Below are 19,128 nucleotides of genomic sequence, written 5' to 3'. Positions count from 1 at the left end.
GCGTGGCGAGTGACGTTCCGGCGGTCGCGTCGTCGGTCCGGATCCTTGAGCGGCTCGCGGCCGAGTGGCCGCACCCGGTCGCGCCAAGGGACCTGGTCAACGACCTCGGGCTGAACCGAAGCACGTGCTACAACATCCTGGCCACGCTGCAGCGGGCCGGCTGGGTGACGTCCACCGGCGAGCGCGGCGGCTGGATGCTCGGGCCCAAGCTGCTGACCTTGACCGGCGTGACCGACAGTATGGCGGCCACCGTCGCCCAGCAGGAGATCGACGACCTGGCCAGGCGGATCGGCTTCATCGTCTTCCTGGCATCACCGGACGGCTCCAGCGGTTACGTGGTCACGGCCAAGGCCGAACGGCAGGTCGGCGTGCGGGTGACGGTGGGTGTCGGCGAGGACTTCACGTTCTCCGCGCCCGCGTTGATGCAGGCGTTTCACGCGTGGCTGCCGCGTACCGAGGTCGATGACCTGGTGGCCCGGTTCGGCCTCAAACAGTTCACCCCGCACACCGTGACCGACCTGGATTCGCTGCACTCGCAGCTCGCGCTGACCCGCAAACGCGGTTTCAGCACGAGCCTGCAGCAGTACGACATGGCTCAGAGCGGTGTCGCCGCGCCGGTGTTCGACCGGCGTGGGCAGGTCACGCGGGTGGTGTGCTCGCTCGCGTTCTTCACCGAGCTGCACGAGGACAACGTGCAGCGCATCGGCGCCATGGTGAGCGCGTGCGCGGATCGGATTACCGCCCGTACCGGCGGCATGAAACCACCGGAGGTCACGGATGACTGATCGCAAGCCCTGGTTAGTCGGTATCACCGGCGCCAGCGGGACGCCTTACGCGGCGGCCGTGTTACGCGGCTTGATCGACGCGGGCGAGGACGTGGACCTGGTGATCAGCCAAGCCGCCAGGCTGACCTTGCTCGATGAGACCGGCCGGGGCGTGCGCGACAAGCACTGGCAGGAGCACGTCGGGACCTGGATCGGCCGTGATGTCAGTGCCGTTCGGTACTGGTCCGCCGGGGACATCGCCGCTGGGCCCGCGAGTGGTTCGTATCGCACGAAGGGCATGATCATCGTGCCCGCGACCACGGCATCCGTCGCCGGGATCGCCGCGGGCACGAGCAAGGACCTGTTGCAACGCGCGGCCGACGTGACCTTGAAAGAACACCGCCGGTTGGTGATCGTCCTGCGGGAAACGCCTTTGCGGTTATCCACTTTGGACAACCTACGAACCTTGGCGTTGGAGGGCGCGGTCATCATGCCAGCCAGTCCGGCGTTCTACGCCGGGTCGACGGACGTCGACCAGCTCGTGGATTTCATGGCTGGCCGGGTGCTGGACCTGTGCGACGTCGAGCACGACCTCTACCAGCGCTGGACTGGGACGCTCGGCGCCGCCCGGATGGCCGTCTCGCTGAACCGATGAGTTTTCACTCCTACGCTGGTCTGCATTGTCAAGCGACCAGTGAACCCGGAGGAGTAGCTCGTGCGCACGCTCGCCATCACCCAGAACATCACCCTTGACGGCTCGATCGAAATGCTCGGCAACTGGTTCGATCCACAGGGTCAAGGCGATGCCGATGACAGCGATCTCCTGGCTGAGCTGCACCGACAGGACAGCACCGCCGATGCCTTCCTGACCGGTCGGCAGACCTTCGAGGACCTGCGCGGCTACTGGCCGACCTTGACCGACGACAAAACCGGTGTGGCCGACTACCTGAACCGTGTGCGGAAGTACGTGATCTCCTCGACGATGACCGACCCGGCGTGGCAGAACTCCACCGTGCTGTCCGGTGATCCCGTCTCGGCAGTGGGCGCGCTGAAGCAGCAGCCGGGGATGGACATCGTGATCACCGGAAGCATCCGCCTGTGCCACAAGTTGATCGAGGCTGGGCTCGTCGACGAGTACCGGTTGTTCGTCTATCCCGTTGTACAGGGCAAGGGGCGGCGGCTGTTTCCGGAGGGTTTCGAGCTGTCGTGGCTGCGCCACGTGGAAACGAAGGCGTTCCGCGGTGGGATCACGTACTCCCGTTACGCGGTCCGGTAGGGATATCTCCACCTGAGGTTGGGGAGTTCGCAGGGTTGGCTGCCCTGGCCCGTTCCGCGACGCTTGACGCATGACGAACAGACATCAGCCATGGCTGATCATCTCGGCTGTGGCCATCATCTGGGGCGTGCTCTCGTTCGTCGTCCTGCACGTGGTCATTGGCCGCAATCCACTCGTGGAGCCGGTTTCCACGTACGCGTTCACTGACCTCGTACCGGGGTTGTTGGCTTTCAGCATTCTGTTGATCGCCATCGGTTCTGTGACAACGCTTGGCGCGCTCGCCGAAGCTGACGTGCCGCTCAGTCGTACGACGAGAGTCCTTTTTGGACTATGGTCGGGCGGACTCGCGCTCGCCGCCGTGTTCCCGGCCTATGGTCCGTCGGCCAGTTACCTCAGCGGCGAGATCCATCAGTACGCGAGCGTGATTGCGTTTCTGAGTGTCCCAGCGATCGGGTTCTCCGTGCTCAAGGCAAAGCGTGATGCCACAGTGATGTGCTGGACTCGTTACAGCGTCGGCAGCCTTGTCCTGTTTGGAACGTTCTACCTACTCGGCAAGATCCCGGCACTGTCCGAGCTGATCACGATCCTTCCGGTCGGCCTCACCCAGCGCATCACGCTCGCTGTCGACATCGGACTGATCTGCTCGATCCTCCTGCTCGCCCGCTCGCGTCAAACAATCGCTCTGAGCAACGCGGTCACCACAATGGCGACGGCAACGCTGACAAGAACTGGTGCACGGCAGAGGTAAACGATCGCCGCAGTGGACAGTCCAGCTGCGACTGTCCAATCCGCCTCAGTCCAACTAGGACCCGCGACATCAGTCACAACCAACCCTGCCAACAACGCCGGAGCGAACAACGCGATCACAGCTGCCGCGCGGGCAGGCAAGGGCCGATCCCCCAGCAAAGCCGGACCTGCCGCCTTGATCGCGAAATTGATCAACGCGACGAGCAAGATCGCTGTCCACACTGAACTCATCGGTCGTTCACCGCCTTCAGCCCGATCAACGCCGCCCCGCCCGATCCGATGATCGCCAAACCGACCGGGACCACCAGCGTGAGCCCCGCGGCCAGCGCCGCTGCCATCCCGGCCACCCATCGGGCCTGGACGGACTGGCGCAGCTCGTCGATCAGCAACAACAGGAAGAACGCCGGGAAGACCACGTCGAGGCCGAACCGGTGGATGATCTCGGCCGACGGCGCGGTGAGCGCGCCGAGCAGAGTTCCCCCGACCCACGCGGGCGCCTGGATCAGTGTCGCCGAGATCATCTTCTCGCGGTCGTACTTGCCGCTTCCCTTGTGCGCCGCCGCCCACGACGCGTCCACAATGGCCTGCCCCTCCAACGCACGCCGCAGGCGGCCTCCTTTCAGATCCCGCGCGGCCGCGACGCCCATGGGTAAGAAGCGCGCGCTGACCATCGCAGCAGCACCAACGGCCAAGCCGATGCCGCCGCCACCAGCGAGTGAGGTCGCGAGCGCGAACTGCGCAGAGCCGGAGAACACCACTAACGAGCAGACGACCGGCGCCAGGATCCCCCAGCCCAGCGAATGCGCAAAGGCTCCGAAGGTAACCCCCAGGACGAACGTCGGCACGCCTACTCCGAGACCGACACGCACACCGGCCGCGTAACCACTTTCGGTCGTTGCCATGGCGCTACGCTAACACCCTATTTGCACTTTAGGGTGTTAGCCCAGGTGTTTCATGTGATCCCGGGATGATCTTGTGTTGAGTCTGGTTGATCTCGCGGCGAGCGATTCGAGAGATAGGCGCGAGCATGCCGCCGACCTGCTGTCGTGTCGGCCGCTCCGGGGTCTTTCGGGTCGTCGGGACAGGGTGGACGGGTCAGGTGAACGCGGCACGGATCCTCAACCACGCCTCGGCGATGGCATCGGCGTATTTCCAGGTCCGGTCGATACGGAGGCGGACCTGCCGGGCGCTGCGGGTGATGCGGGCGGCCACGTGCAACACCAGATTGCGGAAGGTGGCGATCTCGGCATGCGCCAACTCCGGTGTGCCGGTGAACCCGAGCAGTTTGGCCCAGCACACCAGATCCGTGGCTGCCAGCAGGGTTTCCAGCCAGGCGACGTTCTCATCCCACCCCCGGCAGGGAAGGTTACGCAGCCCGGCGGCTTTGCCTTCCCGGATGCGGTCTTCGACCCGGGCGTGCTGGCGGTGGTCAAGCTCCAGCCCGGCGTTCTGACCGGGGATCACCCGCTCGGGAATGTCGGTGATGAACGCGGTGATCCGGTGCCCGTCGACGTCGGTGAACCGCAACTGCGCACCGGGATGGGGACGTTCGGCGCGCAGCAGCACCCGGGAGCCTTCCGGCCAGGCTGTCAGGTCCAGCAGGCCGGTGACCTCGGCGACCCAGGCGCCGTCCCGGATCCCGCCATCCGACTCGATCGCGGATTGCCAGCACTGGTCGGGCACCTCATCCACGATGGCCTGGATGCGGGCGTCCACGGGGAACCCGAAGGAGAACCACACCCCACGATCCCGGCACGCCGTCGCGAAGGCGTGGGTGGCGCCGGCGGAGTCCGAGCGGGCCACCACCCGCACCGTGTCCGGGTCACCCGGCCGAGGCCGGGCGTGCTCGGGCAGGGCGGCCAACGCCTGCTCCAGCACGGTGACATGATCGGCGGCGGTGTTGCTGCCCGCGTTGCCCGGACGCAGCAACCCGGCCAGGGCCTCGCCGCCGGAGACCTCCGGGCGGTCCAGAAACGCCAGCAACGGGTGAAACCCGAACGTGCGTTTCCAGGTTTTCGCCGCGTTTTGCTTGGTCTCCGCGTGCGAGATCGTGACTGTGGCGTCGAAATCGATCCGCAGCAGCTGTGTCAGGTCCGGGGTGGCGCCGGCGGCCCAGGCCCGTTCCCGTGCCGCTGCCCGCGCGGCACGCACCCTGGACAGATGGGCCGGGTCAACGCGGTCCAGCATCCGCCAGGTGGTCGGCATCGACGCGACCGGCCCGCATACCTCGTGCCGGTCGCCGAACACCTCGATGTGGGAGACACAGTCGCCGCCATCTGCGATCGCGACCGCCAGGTCGGTGAACACCCGGCCTGGCGCGTGCTGCCACCGTCCGGCATAGGTGTCGGCCAGCGCAGTGCTGATCCCGCTCACCAGCCCGGTATCCCAGGCCAGTTCCCGCAGCATTCCGACCCCGGCATGCGACACGACACCCGTACCGTCCGCGCTGACCTTGACCCGGCGGGACCGTTCGATACGCTTCATCCGCGAAGTGCCTTCCCGTTCGAGAACCTGGACCCTAGACAAGTCCCAGTTTCCCTTACAGGGCAGGCACTTCGTTCTATCTACGGCTCGTGTCGCGGCTATCCGCGTGAAACACCTGGGTTAGTATTTTCGGCGTGACGGACAGTTGGCGCGGCTACCACCTACTCGGCGGGAACGTCGCGCTCGACCTGGTGAACACGGTGTCGTGGCGGCTTGACCAGGCCCGGACGTTCGATCGGCTGACCGCACCCGACTTTCTGCCGTTGTGGCTGACGCGGACCGAGCTGGGCTCTTTTGCGAGTTCCTCAACCTTGGTTGAGCCATTGCGCGAACTGAGGGAGACCCTCTACCGGCTGCTCACCGCGCCCGCCCCCGCCGATGTCGCCCAGTTCAGCGCGTGGTTGTCGGCCGCGCATAGTCTGGCTGTTGCTCCACCGTCCTTGCCGTTGCGATGGACCGTGCCTGTCGATCGGGTCGAAGACGTAATTCCGTCCCTCACCCTGACAGCGGATGAATTGTTGCGCTCGCCCGACGCGGCATTGGTCCGGCAGTGCTCCGGGCCTGGGTGTGGCTGGCTTTTCCTTGACCGGACGCGGAATCATTCGCGGCAGTGGTGCAGTTCGCAGGACTGCGGCAACCGCGAACGGGCCCGTAGGCACTATCAGCGGTCCAAAACCCCGATTGAGCCGCTGCCGAACGGGTAGTCACTGCTCAAGACGGGAAGGAGCAGCTGACCATGTCCAGTAGGACCGATGATCGATCGATCTCGGAGTTGGTCGGGCAGGCGTCCGAACAGATCTCGCATCTGGTTCGCGACGAGATGCGGCTGGCGGCGAAGGAGATCGGCGAGAAAGGCAAACGCGCCGGGATCGGCGCGGGACTGTTCGGCGGGGCCGGACTGTTCGCGTTCCTCGCCCTCGCCACCCTGATCACCAGCGGGATCCTGGCGTTGTCACTGGTGCTCGCCCCATGGCTGGCCGCATTGCTGATCGGACTGGCGCTACTGCTGATCGCCGGCGTGGCATCGCTGGTCGGCCGCAAGCAGATCAACGCGGCGACACCGCCAATCCCCCAAGAAGCGGCTGAGGGCGTGAAGACGGACATCGCGACCGTGAAGGAGGGCATGCACCGATGAGCGACGCCCGGCAATCAGAAGTGAACGACATCCGGACCGACATAGAACGCACCCGCCGAGAACTCGGCGACACAGCGGAAGCGCTGGCATACAAAGCAAACGTGCCAGCCCGTAGCAAAGAAAAAGCGGCCGAAGTGCTGGAAACCGCGAAAACCAAAGCAGCGCATGTCTCGGAGCAAGCACAGCAGAAAATAGACAACCTGCCAGAACCAGCGGCCCAGAAAGCCAGGGGGCTGATCATCGCGGTCAAGAAGCGCCCAGGCGCCTTCGTGGCCGGAGCGATGGCGTCGTTGATCGTGCTCCGAAAGGTAACGCGCAGGAGGCGAAAGAGCTGATGTTGCGACTCCTGTACCGGCCACTGGGCCTACTGTTCGGAGTACTGGGCGGAATCGCGGCGAGTGCGGTCTTCGCCAAGGTATGGAAAACGATAACGGGCGACGACGAAGCCCCAAGCGCGACAGACGAAGACCGCGGCTGGACAGAGGTACTGGCAGCGGCGGCCGTCCAAGGCGCAGTCTTCGGCCTGGTCAAAACCGCGGTCGACCGCGGCGGCGCCGTCGGATACCGCAAGATGACCGGCGAATGGCCAGGCGACAAGTCATCCAAAACAGACTGAGCATTCGTTGTCTATCGTGTGTGAGCCCGGCGGGCTTGACCACCTTGATCAAGCCGTCTGAGAGTTCACCCACCACGCGCTGGCTATGGCCAGGCTCCCGGAGCGCAGCGACGGGATACCTCGCGAAGTGCGTGTGTCCACCGTTCCGTGTGGTGAGTTGAACGCTCGCGGTGCACAGCGGCGCCCAGCTGGGCTGGTGGCGAGTCGAACAGTGTGACTCACCGTGTCGGAATGGTGGGCCACGCGCCGGCTCCCAATCAAAGAGGGTTACCTTGGCGGTGCAGGTCCCGATCTTCCCAGCTCGGGCCGGCCGCGCTAAGTCTACTGTGGACCAATAACTCGCCTCAACAGTCCCACCTGTACCGCCCTGTCACACGTGTCCTACCTCTGACAGGGCGGGATGCCGTGAAGGCCACCTTGACGGCGTTGAACGCGCCTAACTTTCCCCTCGCTGGTCGCTACAGCTCATTTGGGTGTCCACTGTGGACGAGTGGCTGCCGTGACTGCCCCGCCTCCCGCCGGTGTCCGGGGGTGGGGCCCACCTTATGCGTGCCCACCTCGCGCTGGCCCACTAGGACTTGCCCACCTTGTCCATGGCCTCTAAGCCTGAATCCACCGATAGACCTTGTGTTGATCTTCCGGGGTGTTCTGGTCATGTGTGGATCTTGGGTTTTGGTGGTGGGCATGGTGAAACGGCTGGCTTGTCCAGCGTGTCCACGGGAGGTCTCCGGTCGGGCCCTGGCGGGCGGGTGGTGAAGAAAAGGTCAGGCGGCGGGTGGGCTGGCGGCGGTGTGCAGGGTGGTGAAAGCCTCGGCCCAGGGCCAGTGCTCGGGTAGGTGCAGGACCGGGCGGCCTTGAGGGCGGGCAAGGCGGGCTGGGACGCAGACGAGGTGTTTGCGCAGTGTCGCGCCGCGGGCTTTGGCGTGGAAGGTGCTGGTGAGGCTGCCTGCGGCGCGCAGCAGGTTGTGGGCGAGGGCGGTGCAGACGACCCACGCGGCGTTGGCGTCGAACTGCCCCGATGGCAGATGCGCCAGCGGGCCGTCGATGAGGTCGGCGAAGGTCGTTTCGACGATCGCGTGCTGCCGGTGGGCGAGATCAGCGTCTACTGTGGATAGTTCGGTGTTGGTGAAGAACGCGTGGTAACGCCAGATCGGGAACAGGGCGTTCTCGGAGTTCTTGTCCTTCACCCGGCGTACCACCAGCCGGGCGGTGATGACGTGGCGGGTTCCGGCGAAGGCGGTATAGCCGGTCTCGGCGACCTCGGCGTCAGAGATCAGCTCGCCGGTATCGGGATCTTCCACCGAACCCGGGTAGCGCACCGCGACCCACGCGTCCTCGGCGATCGCCGTGATGGCGGCCTGGATTGACGGGTTGGTCGCCACGGTGATCGAGAACATCGCCCCGGCGCGGCGTGCGGCACTGACCACTGTGCCGGCGTAGTAGGCGGAATCGCCGCGGACCAGGATCCGTCCCGCGCGTGCCCCGGCGGCTTTCGCAGTGTTCAGGGCTTGGGTCAGTAACCTCGCCGCGCCCCGCGCGGAACCGGCGTTGCCTGCCCGCAGACGGATCGCGGCGACGAGGGGTGCGGCCAGCCGGGTGGAGATCGTGACCACCAGCGGCGAGAGCCCTCGCAGCAACAATTGGTAGCCACCGACTTTGGCCGGCCCGAACCGCGCACCTCGTTTCTGGGTGCCGTACACGCGGCGCAGCAGCGAGTCGATGTCCACAAAGGTCATCTGATCCGCCCCGGCCAGCACCGGGGTCTTCGCCGCCAGCGACACCAGCATCGCGCGCAGCACCGCGGCCAGTTGCAGCGCATGGCCGTGGGTGAACGAGCGCAGAAACGATCCCAGCGTCGAGGGCGCGTACACCCCGGTGAACAGACGTTTCATCCCGCCGTGGCGGATCACGTCCAGGTCATCGATACAGTCCGCGCCCGCGAGCATCCCCGCGACGATCGAGGCGACCTTGCCTGCCGGGCTGGCCCCAGTCGACGGGATCGGAGCGTTCGTGATCTCTACCTTCTGCGCTACCAGTTCCGACATGCCCGCCCGCTCGGCCAGCGCCATCACCGGCACGATCCCGGCGCAGGACACGAGATTCTCCTCATCGAACCGCACCGCCGCCCGCGACCACCTGTGCGATAATTTCACTGAAAGTGCCTTCCATCCCCGGGTGATAATCGAGCCTCAGTAACTCGTATTATCACAGGTCAGAAGGCACTTTCACTTGTAACACGCCGCCCCGAACACCCACTCATCAGTGGATTCAGGCTAAGGGATCACCCACTTCGCGTTGGCTGTGGCCGGGCCCCGGAGCGCGGCGAACGGGAACCTGCACGAAGTGCGCGTGTCCACCATTCCTTGTGGTGAGTTGAACGCGCGAGCGGCGCTCGACGGCAACCAGCCACGCTGAGAGCGAGTGGCGGGCAAACCTCGTACTTGCGCGGGCGGTGGGCGGTCTGGACAGGTCTCGTTTCGAGCCGTTAGGGTTGTGGCGACAAGGATCTACAGCTTCTGCCCGGTGATGATGCCGGCGTGGGGTGCGTGTCCCCGCTTCACGCCAACACTGGACGGTTTCAGGTGTGACCACGGGTCGGTAAATCTGGGCGCCGACGACCCTGGGTGGTTCGCCCCGCCGGGCAGCGAATGGGACATTCGCATGTCGTCGGCGATTTATGGCACTCTCTTGCGCGCTCGTGGTGCCGCTGCGTTCTTCCTGACCGCAACCGTCGGGCGCGTTGGTATTGCTATGACCAGCCTTGGCATTGTCTGGTTTGTTCACGCTCGGACTGGGTCTTATGCCACTGCTGGATTGGTGACGGGTGGGTTCGCTGTCGCTGAGGCCCTTGCTGGGCCGCAATTGGCGAGGTTGATTGACCGGTTTGGGCAGACGAGGGTGTTGCCGCCCGCGCTGTTGGTGCATGCCGCGGCGGTAGGGATGTTGCTCGGAAGCGAGACCCAGGGGTGGTTGATAACCGCGGGCGTGCTGGTCGGTGCCTCTGTCCCTCAGCTTGGCGCGTTGTCGGCGGCGAGGTGGGTGACGTTGCTGCGTGGCGAGCGGACCCTGCATGCTGCGTTCGCATTGGAGTCACAGGCTAATCAGGTTGCTTACCTTGGCGGGCCGGTTTTGGTTAGTTTCCTTGGGGCTAGCGGGCTTCCGACGGCTGGCACGGTCTTGGCTGCTTGTTTCATCGTGGGTGGCGGGTTGTGTTTCGCCAGTCAACGCCGGACCGCGCCGCCGATTTCCAGTCCTGCCAGGACCAGGACGCTGCTGCGACCTGGATTCATGGTATTGGCGGGCGTGAATCTTGCTATTGGCGGGTTCTTCGGCGCTATGCAGATCTCCGTGACGGCGTTCGCTGTCGAGCGCGGCGCGCCGGGCACGGCCGCGGTGATGTTCACGGTAACCAGTTGTGCCACGTTGCTTGCCGGTTGGTTGTACGGGCTGCGCCGATGGCGCACAGCCCCTCAGGTACAACTGGCGGTCGTCGCGGTCGGGTTGGCGGGAGGCTGCCTGCCGCTTCTGGTGGCCAGCGAGCCATTTGAACTGGCGGTCGGTGTGGTGCTGACCGGGCTCGCGATCCCGCCGATCCTCGTCCTTTGCTCCGTACTGGCCGAAGCTGCCGTCCATCGGGCTGTGCTCACGCAGGCCTTCGTGTGGCTGAATTCGGCCAGTGCGGCAGGTTCTGCTGGTGCGGCGGCTGTGGCTGGTTGGGCGGTGAGCACGTCCGGCGCGCACGGCGGCTTTACGGTCGCCGCGATTTCCAGCGGGGTGATGGCGGCGCTGGCCATCACGGCTAACCTGCGGGCATCAACTCCCTGATCACGCTGACGACCATGGGCGGGGCGGGCGGCACGGTGCTTTCGACGAAGCCGCCAAGCGCGACGTCGTACCGTTTGCCCCACTCCGGGGCTACGACGCGGTATCCGTCCGCCTTGATGACTTCGACATTTCGTTGGACGGACGGCTTTTCCCACATTTCACCGGTCATCACGGGGAAGATGGCGACCGGGAACGTCGCGGCCAGGATGGTCGTCGACAGCATGTTTCCGGCCGCACCCGACGCTGTCGCGGCGAGCAGGTTGGCGGTCGCGGGCAATACCGCGAGCATGTCGTGTTCCGCGGCGAGCGTCGCTTGGTTGTGCCGGGCCCAGGATGACTCTGGCTCGCCGGTCACGACTCGGTCGGCGAACAGCGCGACCGTGTGCGCGGGAAGGAAACGAGTCGCTGTGGGGGTCATCAGCACAGTGATTGTTCCGGTGAACTGGGCACGCAGCCCGGAAATGTACATCGGCAGCATCGCGACTGCCGCTGAGCCGCTCGCGCCGATCAGCAAGCGGCCGCCGAAGGTGGATTGATCGTTTGTCACGCCACCATCGTGAATGAACCCCGCAGCCCACAAGTGACGTCTTGTGCCAGGATCAGTGACGATCCGTGCCACTTCGATAGGTCGCCGGTGTCATGCCGGTGACTGTCCGAAATGCACGGTGGAACTGGGCCACACCGGCAAAACCACAGTGGCGCGCAACGACATCCAGTGAGCACGACGGGTTCGATCGCAGCATCTGCCGAGCGAAAGCGACTCTCTGGTCACGGATCAGACCCGTGACCGACTCGACCGAACGGTAAAACGTCCGGCGGGAGATCCCGCATCCCGCGGCGATCGCATTGGCGTCGAGGCTTGGTTCGCGAGCATGCCGGTTGACGAACCGGAGCACGCGTTCACGAGTCAACGCCGCGTCCGTCGGCGCCGAGCCAGCCGCCCAGCCCACCGCACAGTCCAGCAATCCGATGCCGTGCGGCAACAACTGGGCTGCTGTGGCCACGTCGAGCCGGTCCAAACCTGCGAAGAAATCCGTCACCAGCCGAACGGGTCCGGACGGCCGCAGAGCGACTGCCGTCGCACCGGACAAGCACCGCTGGGACATAAGCGATCGGGGCACCCGGATGACGAGTTGAGAGAACGGATCAGCGAAATCCAAAGTGTACGGACGGGCACTGTCCACAAACGCCAGTGTCCCAGGCTCCAGTACCGCGGTCCGGCCGTCCTGTTCCAAGGTGCCGCGGCCGGTGAGTTGGATGTTGGCCAGCACGCTGTCCTCATGCCCGCGCGCGATCTGGCTCTTGGTCCGCCGGACCTGCTGGGCGTTTGAGGACAACGCGGAAATTCCTACCCCGTCGAGGGTTGTATGCGAGATTCGCCCCTGGAACGATTCCTGCGTGACCGGTCGTGCCGAGACATGTACAAACGCGTCACAGATCACGTCGGCCCAGTAGCCGAACGCATCGGTCCGCGCGACGTCCGCAGTGGACCACACGACTCGTTCCACGAGTCCATGGTAACGCCGAAATGCTCCCTTGTGGACTATGGCGAGTTGTGGCCAGATCAAGGCTTCAGCTTGCTGACCCGGTCCAGCAGGACCTGCGCCCGGTCGGAACGCCCGGCCACCCGGCACGTTTCGGCATACGTTTGCAAGCAGTCGATTTCCAGCTGAACCTCGGCCAGTGGTTCCAGCAACTCGAACGCGCGCTGGTGCTGCTCAAGCGCCTCGTCGAGCTTGCCCATGACTCGCAGCGCCACCCCGAGGTAGTTGTGGCACCACGCCTGGTTGTGCTGAAGATTGTTCTGCTCAGCCAATCGCACGGCATCGGCGAAAGCACTCAGCGACTGCGACGGATCCGACGAAGCCAAGGCAAGGCCGAGCGTGACCAGCCCGGTGATCCGCGCAGGCCCGTCAGCAAGGTCAAGGGAGGCCCTGGCCAAGGAGACGGCTTGGTCGGGAGAGCCGAGGTGCAGGGTCACCCAGCCGTCGAAGGCCAGCGCCTGCGACTCCCCGCCCCGACGCCCGAGCTTCCCGAACAGCTCGCGGGCCCGCCGGAACTGGGCCTGTGCCGCTTCGAAGTCGCCGAGATCCCGTCGCACGAAGCCGAGCCGCAAAGCCAAACCGGCCGCAAGGTCACCGTCCACTCCGGACTTCTCGGCCTGTTCATAGGCAGCGAGTGCCTCGGTGAGACGTCCGGCGGCCGCGTGCGCGAAGCCGAGGTCGAGCAGCAGCGATGCCGGGGAATGGCCGAGTCGCCCGGCGGCGGCCGCGGCGGCGTCGAGCATCCGGACCTGGTCGTCGGTACCGCGGCGGCGGAAGAACCACACCCGCATGGCCTGCGGAAGTTCGGCCACCACCTCGTCAACGCCTAGCCGCACGGCCGCATCGAACGACGCGATGAGGTTGACGTATTCAAGATCGAACCAGGCCATAGCCTCCGCGGGATCACCCGGCGAAGGGTTCGGGCGGTGCGGCGAGGGCAACGTCTGGTCATAAGCCACAGCCTGCGCCAAATAGTGGTTCAGCACCCGGCGCACGGCGGCGTCAGCCTGCGGTTGCTCATCAGCGGCGATGTCCGAGGCATACCGTTTGATCAGGTCGTGCATCCGGAACCGCCCAGGCGAGGGTTCCTGAACCAGATGAGCGTCGACCAACTCGTCAAGCACCGCGTCGACCCGCATGTCGGCGAGCGCAGCCGCAGCCAAAGCGTCGAAATCGGTGCCCGGCAACACACCCAGCAGCCGGAAAACCCGTCGCTGATCGGAGTCGAGCTGCTGCAGCGACATCCCGAACACAGCGTCAAAGCGACTTGCGTTGTCACGCAACCGTTCCGCGAGCACACCCACTGTCCATCCAGGACGGTGTCGTAGCCGCGCGCCCGCCATCCGAAGCGCCAACGGCAATCCCCCGCACTGACTCAGGACTTGCCCGATCTCCGAGTCCGAAGAAGACGCAAGCCCGGCCGCCTTGGCGAACAGGTGCGCCGCGTCGCCGTCAGCCAATGGCGCCAGTGACACCGGCGGTACGCCGTCCAAACTGACCAGACGCAACCGGCTGGTGATCAAGACCGCGGAATTCCCGGCCCCTGGCAGGAGTGGACGCACTTGCTCGGCATCAACCGCGTTGTCGAGCACGACAAGCACCCGTCGGCGCGACAATTCCGATCGCCAGAGCGCCGCGCGTTCCTCGGTCCCAGCGGGAGGATGCGTGATCCCCAAGGCACCAAGCAGCCGTCCCAACGCGGCCTGATCAGTCAGCGGCTCCTGGCCAGGGGTGAACCCGTGCAGGTCGAGATAGAGGCCGCCATCCGGATACGTCGGCGCCAGCCGGTGGGCCACGTGCACGGCGAGGCTGGTCTTGCCGACCCCGCCCATGCCGTCGATCGCCACCGCGCCTGCGGCCCGTAGCAGCTCTTCGACCTGGGCAAACTCGGTCTCCCGGCCCGTGAAGTCGATCAAGTCGGCCGGTAGGTCGTTACGGCGAGGTGGTGGCGCCGCGCCAGCCTTGGCTGCCTCGGCCCACATCGGACGCAACGGCCTGGGATCACGGCTGACGGCACGGCACAGCGCGACGACGGCCTCCCACGGCGGCACGAGCTGGCCGTTGAGGTATCGCGACAGCGACGAGCTGCTCAGCTCGGTCTTGCGGGCAAGGGCACGCAGGCTGAGGCCGCTTAGTTCCTTGATCCGTGCGAGCTGGGCGACCAGTCGCTCCTGCGGGCTCGACACGTGGGACACCGTACCTGTCCCGTTCCACGCGAACGGATCAGCGACACGTTTACGCAGGTAGACCCGGTCGCGCGTGTCCCACAGTGTCCCACGGGCGGCGCGGGGACGCCATCGCCGGTGGTCGTATTGCTCCTGTCAGCGAAACGAGCGGAACACCAAGGAGAAACCGATGTCGACCACGCGGATGCCGAACCCGGCGATGCTGATCAACGGGGCCATCGAAGCCCTGATGGGCGTGAACAAGGCCATCGCGGGCACCGGGCTGGACGGCAAGCTACTTGCCCTGAGCCACCTGCGCGCCAGCCAGATCAACAGCTGCAGCCCATGCGTGGCGGGTGGCGTCCACCAGGCCCGTCAGCACGGCCTGACCGATGACCAGGTGCACGCCGTAGCCGCGTGGCGCGAGACGCCGTGGTTCAGCGACGAAGAGCGTGCCGCGCTGGCACTAACCGAGGCCGTGACCCGGCTCGCCGACAACGCGGATGCGGTGCCGGACCAGGTGTGGGATGTCGCCGCCAAGTACTTCGACCAGGCCGAACTGGCCGCATTGCTGCTGAACATCGCGATCACCAACGCCTTCAACCGACTCAACGTACCGACCCGGCAGCAAGCCGGCCAGTGGTGACCAGAACCCCCATCCGAGAGAGAAAGAATCCAATGGCAAGCAAGAGCTACGAAGGTTTCACCGCGGCAGAGCGCAGCGCGATGAAGGACCGCGCCAAAGAGCTGAAGGGCAAGACAGACGGCGAGGCCGACGTGCTCGCGAAGATCGCCGAGATGACCGGTGCCGACCGTGCGATCGCCGAACGTCTGCACGCCGTGATCAGGGCCAACGCTCCGGAACTCACACCGAAGACGTGGTACGGGATGCCCGCGTACGCCCGTAACGGCAAGGTCCTGTGCCACTTCCAGCCCGCGGCGAAGTTCAAGACGCGGTTCGCCCTGCTGGGCTTCGGTGACGCGGCGAACCTCGACAACGGCGCCATGTGGCCTGCCTGGTTCGCGATCGCCGAATGGACCCCTGATGTGGAGAAGAAGATCGGTGCGCTGGTGAAGAAGGCCGTGAGCTGACTCGGTCCCGGGGTGCCGTTCGCAGGCAACGGCACCCCCATATACTCCGACGCATGGGGGGATTCAAAAACACCAGTATTGTCCTGTTCGCCGTCGCCGCGTTGACCGCCGCGTGCAGCTCAGAGCCCACGCCGCAAAGCAATCCGACGCCGACGCAGCAGAGTTCGAAACCGGAGGCCACGAGCGCGGGCCGCCTTGGGGGCGCGGACACGCCGTGCAAGCTGCCCGTCTCGTTCGAACTGGCGGCGAAGTGGAAGCCGAAGCCCATCGAGAACATGGACGACCTCGGTTCGCTGGTCAAACAGGGCGGTTTCAACGCGGTCTGCGAGATCGATGCCAAACCCGCTGGCATCATCGGCTTCCTGCGGATCTGGACAAGCACGAAGACCAGCCCCCCACGCCAAGCGCTCGATGACTACCTCGCCGACGACAAGAACATCACCGTCCCGGAGTACAGCGAGGTCAAGGTCGCTTCGACGACCGCGACCGAAGTGTCTTACGTGCGGGACAACCCGACCGCCGAGGTCAAGAAGCGCGAGCGGATCCTGTCGGTGCCCACGCCGAGTGGCGCGGTTCTGATCACTGTCGGCGGCTTCGACGACGACGAGCACGCGGCCATGCTGCCCGCGTACGAACTGGCCAAGAAGTCGCTCACGATTCCGTGACAGCCAAGCGTTCTTGCAGGCGGGCGTGCCGGAACTGATACACCGCACCAACTTGCCGCAGCACGCCACGCCGGTGCGCATCGTCGAGGAAAGCCATGAGCTCCAACGGGATCTGGCCGTGCGCCGCCAGCCACAGCCGCGTGACCGCGAACGTGCCCCATGCACGGGAGACGCACACGGACAGGCCGACCGCGAGGCCGAACATGGTTCCTGCCAGCACCGCCAGGACCGGGTCCTCGGCGGTCGGCAGGATCTGCCCGCCGACGATCGCTCCGGCGAGCCCGTAGGCCACTGTGCCCGGGGTGCGCATGATGTAGCGGCCCAGCAGTGCCGCGGCCACGCCACCGCCCAACGCGAGTTCGATGTTGAAACCGTCGCCGATGACCATGGAATCGAGCGTGTCCGGCATGTACGGCGTCATGGCGAGCGCGATCCCGTAGAACAATCCCAGTGCCACCATGACGGCAACGCTGAAGGACAGCGTCGCCGCGCGGTCGTTGCACAGCACGGTCACCGGGCTGGACACGCGGTTGGCGTCCAGTGGCGCGCCGAGCCACGCGTGGACTCCGACGGCTAGACCGAAGACCAGCATGAGCAGGACGACCACCCAGGTCGCCAGCGACCAGCCGAGGCCGAAACTGAGTCCGATCACGACTCCGACCGCGAACCGGCGCGCGAATCTTCCTGTGGTGCCACGGAATCTGGCCTGCACCCGGAGTGGCCCCGGATGCCGCCCGGCACCGTGCGAGACAACGCCGGCAACGGCGAACGCCGCGCCGTAGATCGCGCCGGTCAGCGCGCCTGCGGCGAGCCAGCCGGTGATCATGTACAGCAGTGCCGGTGGCAGTCCGAGCAACAGCGCGACGGCGGATCTCGGCACCGCCCGATCCATCTGCCACCAGGCAAGATCACGCGTACCGCCGCGTTCCATCTGGCGCGCGAGGAAACTCAGCCACCGCTTGGCGTGCTCCAGGTCGTAGTCACGCGGCTGAGTTGGGCGATCGATGTGCGCGGGCGGTGCTGGACGGCGGATGTAAACGGCAGGCAGATAGGCGTCGAGCAGGTGCCCTTCGATGGCCGCGCGATCAGGCAATCGCGTGAGCTCGCTTGGATCGGTGCCGGGATGCGCGTACGCGGTCCTGGCGAGGTCGACCATCAGCGGGGTACGCAGGGCCTGCGCGAGAGGCCCGTCGGGTTCCTGGCGCAGCTTTTCGATCACGGGGTGCCAGCGGTTGTCACCGAGCCGCTGGCGTGCGGTGAGAAAACCGATGGCGTCCTCGAGTTCGACTGGCTCGATCTCCACGACCGCCGCAGTGGCCAGGAAGGACCCCGCCTGGTTGACGGCGAGTTCGTACTCCGTGCTCCGGCAGGTCACCACGAGTGGGCGACCACCGGCGACGGCTTGGTCGAGCGCGTCGATCGCGGCCGCGTGCAGGCCGGGTGGGGTTTCGTCGAGGCCGTCGAGGATCGGGATGATCCGGCCTTCGAGCACTAGGCGCAGCGCGGCGTCTTCGCCGTACGCGGCGGTGTTGGCCAAGCCCGGGTATTCCTGGACGAGCTTGCGGGCGAGCCATCCGTGCAGGTGTTCCTGGCGTGGGTTCCATGACGCCAGCGGCAGCAGCACCGGCACTGGCTCGCCGGGTGGCTGATCGGCAAGCAGCCCGAGGGTGAGCAGGATGGCCAGCACTGTTTTGCCTGCTCCTGGCTCGCCGAGCACGACCAGCTGGCGCGATGGAAGCTGCCGGAACTTCGTGACCACATCGGCGAGGTCCCCGCTGAGTGTCAGCCGTTCCGGGGCGTTGCCTGGCCTTCCGCCCATGACCGCCGAGGCCACGGCTGCAACGTGCCGTTCGGTGGTCGACCAGGTCAACGGGACTGGCTCAGGCCGGTTGAGCGACCGCATCTCGGCCTCGGCGGTCCACTGCCGGGTGATCGCTGTGGCAAGCTCCCTTGCCGCGAGGTCCAACTCGCCCAGCTTCGGAACTGCGGCTGGCGGCTGGTCTTCGGCCCGCAGGATCCGTTCGTGCGCCGCCCGTACTTCGGGTCCGGGGTCAACGCCCAGTTCTTCGGCGAGGTGCGTCCGCAACCGGTGGAACACCGTGAGCGCTTCCGCCTGGCGGCCGCTGCGGTCCAACGCGAGCATCAACTGCGCGTGCGGCCGTTCTCGCAGGGGATGCTCGGTGACGATCTCGGTCAGCTCGTCGATGACCTCGCGATACTCGCCAAGTTCCAGTTGCCAGTCGGTGCAGGACTCGACGGCGTTGAGGCGTTGCTCGTCCAGCAGCGCCGCGCGCCTGGCCAGCATGGCTGTGCCGATTCCGGCCAGTGCTTGCCCGCGCCACAGTTTCAGCGCTTCCCGGATCTCTCGTACCGCTTCGCCCAGCGAGCCTTGGGCGGCGATCCGGCGCGCGCAGGCGATTCCTTTGGTGAAGTGCAGCAGGTCGAGCTGATCGTCGCTGACGACGATCCGGTATCCGTGACCGTCCGTGACGATCACGCTGGGGTCGCCGAGGCGTTCCCGCAGGGCGGAGACGCAGTTCTGCACCTGTTTGGTCGCTGTCGCTGGCGGCTCTTCGTCCCAGGTGGCTTCGACCAGTCTGGGCAGCGGGACTACGGAGTTCGGCGCCAGCAACAACGCCGCGAGGACTCGTTGGTGACGGGCGCTGGGCAGCGCGAGGCGCCCATGGTCCGTCCAGATCTCCAGCGTCCCGAGTACGCGGAAGTCCATGCCTCCGGTCCTCCCCAAGCCGGTCGCAGTGTGTGCCGAAGGATACACATGCCCAGCTAGAGCGGTGTTTCGGGACACGGTGACGGC

20 protein-coding genes are annotated in these 19,128 nt (G+C 66.0%); 12 read left to right on the top strand and 8 right to left on the bottom strand.

What is annotated here, in order from left to right; genetic code table 11:
* Positions 1-2: 2 nt before the first annotated feature.
* From LWC34_RS49935 to LWC34_RS49920, 4 genes are all read left to right on the top strand, one after another.
* A complete protein-coding gene (locus LWC34_RS49935) occupies positions 3-785 on the top strand; it encodes an IclR family transcriptional regulator (protein WP_233733152.1) in 783 nt (260 codons plus the stop codon).
* Positions 778-1,419, top strand: coding sequence for a UbiX family flavin prenyltransferase (locus LWC34_RS49930; protein ID WP_233733150.1), 642 nt, complete (start codon positions 778-780; stop codon positions 1,417-1,419). Before LWC34_RS49935 ends, LWC34_RS49930 begins: the two co-directional genes overlap by 8 nt.
* Before the next feature lie 60 nt (positions 1,420-1,479).
* Positions 1,480-2,040 carry a dihydrofolate reductase family protein gene (locus LWC34_RS49925; protein WP_233733148.1) on the top strand — a complete coding sequence of 187 codons (561 nt, stop codon included), beginning with the start codon at positions 1,480-1,482 and terminating at the stop codon, positions 2,038-2,040.
* A gap of 70 nt (positions 2,041-2,110) precedes the next feature.
* On the top strand, positions 2,111-2,788 hold the full coding sequence (locus tag LWC34_RS49920; protein ID WP_233733147.1) for a DUF998 domain-containing protein: 678 nt from the start codon (positions 2,111-2,113) through the stop codon (positions 2,786-2,788).
* Here the strand turns inward: LWC34_RS49920 and LWC34_RS49915 are convergent.
* From LWC34_RS49915 to LWC34_RS49905, 3 genes are all read right to left on the bottom strand, one after another.
* Positions 2,710-3,018: an AzlD domain-containing protein gene (locus LWC34_RS49915; protein ID WP_233733146.1), complete on the bottom strand. Its 309-nt coding sequence runs from the start codon at positions 3,016-3,018 to the stop codon at positions 2,710-2,712. The two genes, LWC34_RS49920 and LWC34_RS49915, sit on opposite strands and share 79 nt — an antisense overlap.
* Positions 3,015-3,689: an AzlC family ABC transporter permease gene (locus LWC34_RS49910; protein ID WP_233733145.1), complete on the bottom strand. Its 675-nt coding sequence runs from the start codon at positions 3,687-3,689 to the stop codon at positions 3,015-3,017. The genes LWC34_RS49915 and LWC34_RS49910 overlap by 4 nt, the downstream gene beginning before the upstream one ends.
* Before the next feature lie 193 nt (positions 3,690-3,882).
* Entirely contained in the window at positions 3,883-5,271 is a 1,389-nt protein-coding gene (locus LWC34_RS49905; protein WP_233723285.1) for an IS1380 family transposase, read from the bottom strand.
* A 134-nt stretch (positions 5,272-5,405) separates the two neighbouring features.
* Here LWC34_RS49905 and LWC34_RS58485 point away from each other — a divergent pair, with 134 nt between their 5' ends.
* The 4 genes from LWC34_RS58485 to LWC34_RS49885 are packed head-to-tail and all read left to right on the top strand — an operon-like array spanning position 5,406 to position 7,022.
* Positions 5,406-5,975, top strand: a complete 570-nt coding sequence (locus LWC34_RS58485; protein ID WP_233733144.1) for a CGNR zinc finger domain-containing protein — start codon at positions 5,406-5,408, stop codon at positions 5,973-5,975.
* Between the two features lie 32 nt (positions 5,976-6,007).
* A complete protein-coding gene (locus LWC34_RS49895) occupies positions 6,008-6,406 on the top strand; it encodes a phage holin family protein (protein ID WP_233733143.1) in 399 nt (132 codons plus the stop codon).
* The gene (locus LWC34_RS49890; RefSeq protein ID WP_233733142.1) at positions 6,403-6,741 is read left to right on the top strand and encodes a DUF3618 domain-containing protein; all 339 of its coding nucleotides are present in this window, start codon (positions 6,403-6,405) and stop codon (positions 6,739-6,741) included. Before LWC34_RS49895 ends, LWC34_RS49890 begins: the two co-directional genes overlap by 4 nt.
* The gene (locus LWC34_RS49885; protein WP_233733141.1) at positions 6,741-7,022 is read left to right on the top strand and encodes a DUF4235 domain-containing protein; all 282 of its coding nucleotides are present in this window, start codon (positions 6,741-6,743) and stop codon (positions 7,020-7,022) included. Before LWC34_RS49890 ends, LWC34_RS49885 begins: the two co-directional genes overlap by 1 nt.
* Positions 7,023-7,786: 764 nt before the next feature.
* On the opposite strand, the gene LWC34_RS49880 is transcribed toward LWC34_RS49885, so the two are convergent.
* A complete protein-coding gene (locus LWC34_RS49880) occupies positions 7,787-9,175 on the bottom strand; it encodes an IS1380 family transposase (protein ID WP_233722400.1) in 1,389 nt (462 codons plus the stop codon).
* A 508-nt stretch (positions 9,176-9,683) separates the two neighbouring features.
* Here LWC34_RS49880 and LWC34_RS49875 point away from each other — a divergent pair.
* Positions 9,684-10,847: an MFS transporter gene (locus tag LWC34_RS49875; protein ID WP_235730958.1), complete on the top strand. Its 1,164-nt coding sequence runs from the start codon at positions 9,684-9,686 to the stop codon at positions 10,845-10,847.
* On the opposite strand, the gene LWC34_RS49870 is transcribed toward LWC34_RS49875, so the two are convergent.
* Genes LWC34_RS49870 through LWC34_RS49860 form a run of 3 tightly spaced genes read right to left on the bottom strand, consistent with a single transcriptional unit; the run spans position 10,822 to position 14,577 of the window.
* Positions 10,822-11,394, bottom strand: a complete 573-nt coding sequence (locus LWC34_RS49870; RefSeq protein WP_233733138.1) for a flavoprotein — start codon at positions 11,392-11,394, stop codon at positions 10,822-10,824. The two genes, LWC34_RS49875 and LWC34_RS49870, sit on opposite strands and share 26 nt — an antisense overlap.
* A gap of 52 nt (positions 11,395-11,446) precedes the next feature.
* Complete coding sequence (locus LWC34_RS49865) at positions 11,447-12,355, bottom strand: AraC-like ligand-binding domain-containing protein (RefSeq protein ID WP_233733136.1); 909 nt, start codon at positions 12,353-12,355, stop codon at positions 11,447-11,449.
* A 56-nt stretch (positions 12,356-12,411) separates the two neighbouring features.
* Complete coding sequence (locus tag LWC34_RS49860) at positions 12,412-14,577, bottom strand: ATP-binding protein (protein WP_233733131.1); 2,166 nt, start codon at positions 14,575-14,577, stop codon at positions 12,412-12,414.
* 169 nt (positions 14,578-14,746) lie between these two features.
* Between LWC34_RS49860 and LWC34_RS49855 the strand changes: the two genes are divergently transcribed.
* Genes LWC34_RS49855 through LWC34_RS49845 form a run of 3 tightly spaced genes read left to right on the top strand, consistent with a single transcriptional unit; the run spans position 14,747 to position 16,313 of the window.
* Positions 14,747-15,202, top strand: a complete 456-nt coding sequence (locus LWC34_RS49855) for a carboxymuconolactone decarboxylase family protein (RefSeq protein WP_233733130.1) — start codon at positions 14,747-14,749, stop codon at positions 15,200-15,202.
* A gap of 32 nt (positions 15,203-15,234) precedes the next feature.
* Positions 15,235-15,648 (top strand): iron chaperone, encoded by a 414-nt coding sequence (locus tag LWC34_RS49850; protein ID WP_233733129.1) that lies wholly within the window; start codon positions 15,235-15,237, stop codon positions 15,646-15,648.
* Positions 15,649-15,701: 53 nt separating this feature from the next.
* The gene (locus tag LWC34_RS49845) at positions 15,702-16,313 is read left to right on the top strand and encodes a lipoprotein (protein ID WP_233733128.1); all 612 of its coding nucleotides are present in this window, start codon (positions 15,702-15,704) and stop codon (positions 16,311-16,313) included.
* Here the strand turns inward: LWC34_RS49845 and LWC34_RS49840 are convergent.
* Positions 16,300-19,041 carry a BTAD domain-containing putative transcriptional regulator gene (locus LWC34_RS49840; RefSeq protein ID WP_233733127.1) on the bottom strand — a complete coding sequence of 914 codons (2,742 nt, stop codon included), beginning with the start codon at positions 19,039-19,041 and terminating at the stop codon, positions 16,300-16,302. The genes LWC34_RS49845 and LWC34_RS49840 overlap by 14 nt on opposite strands.
* Between the last annotated feature and the right edge of the window lie 87 nt (positions 19,042-19,128).

Origin of the sequence: Kibdelosporangium philippinense (assembly GCF_021390435.2) — a bacterium.
GTDB classification, from domain to species: domain Bacteria; phylum Actinomycetota; class Actinomycetes; order Mycobacteriales; family Pseudonocardiaceae; genus Kibdelosporangium; species Kibdelosporangium philippinense.
Note: the sequence above shows the minus strand (reverse complement) of the source record. Positions and strands in the feature narration are given on the sequence as shown.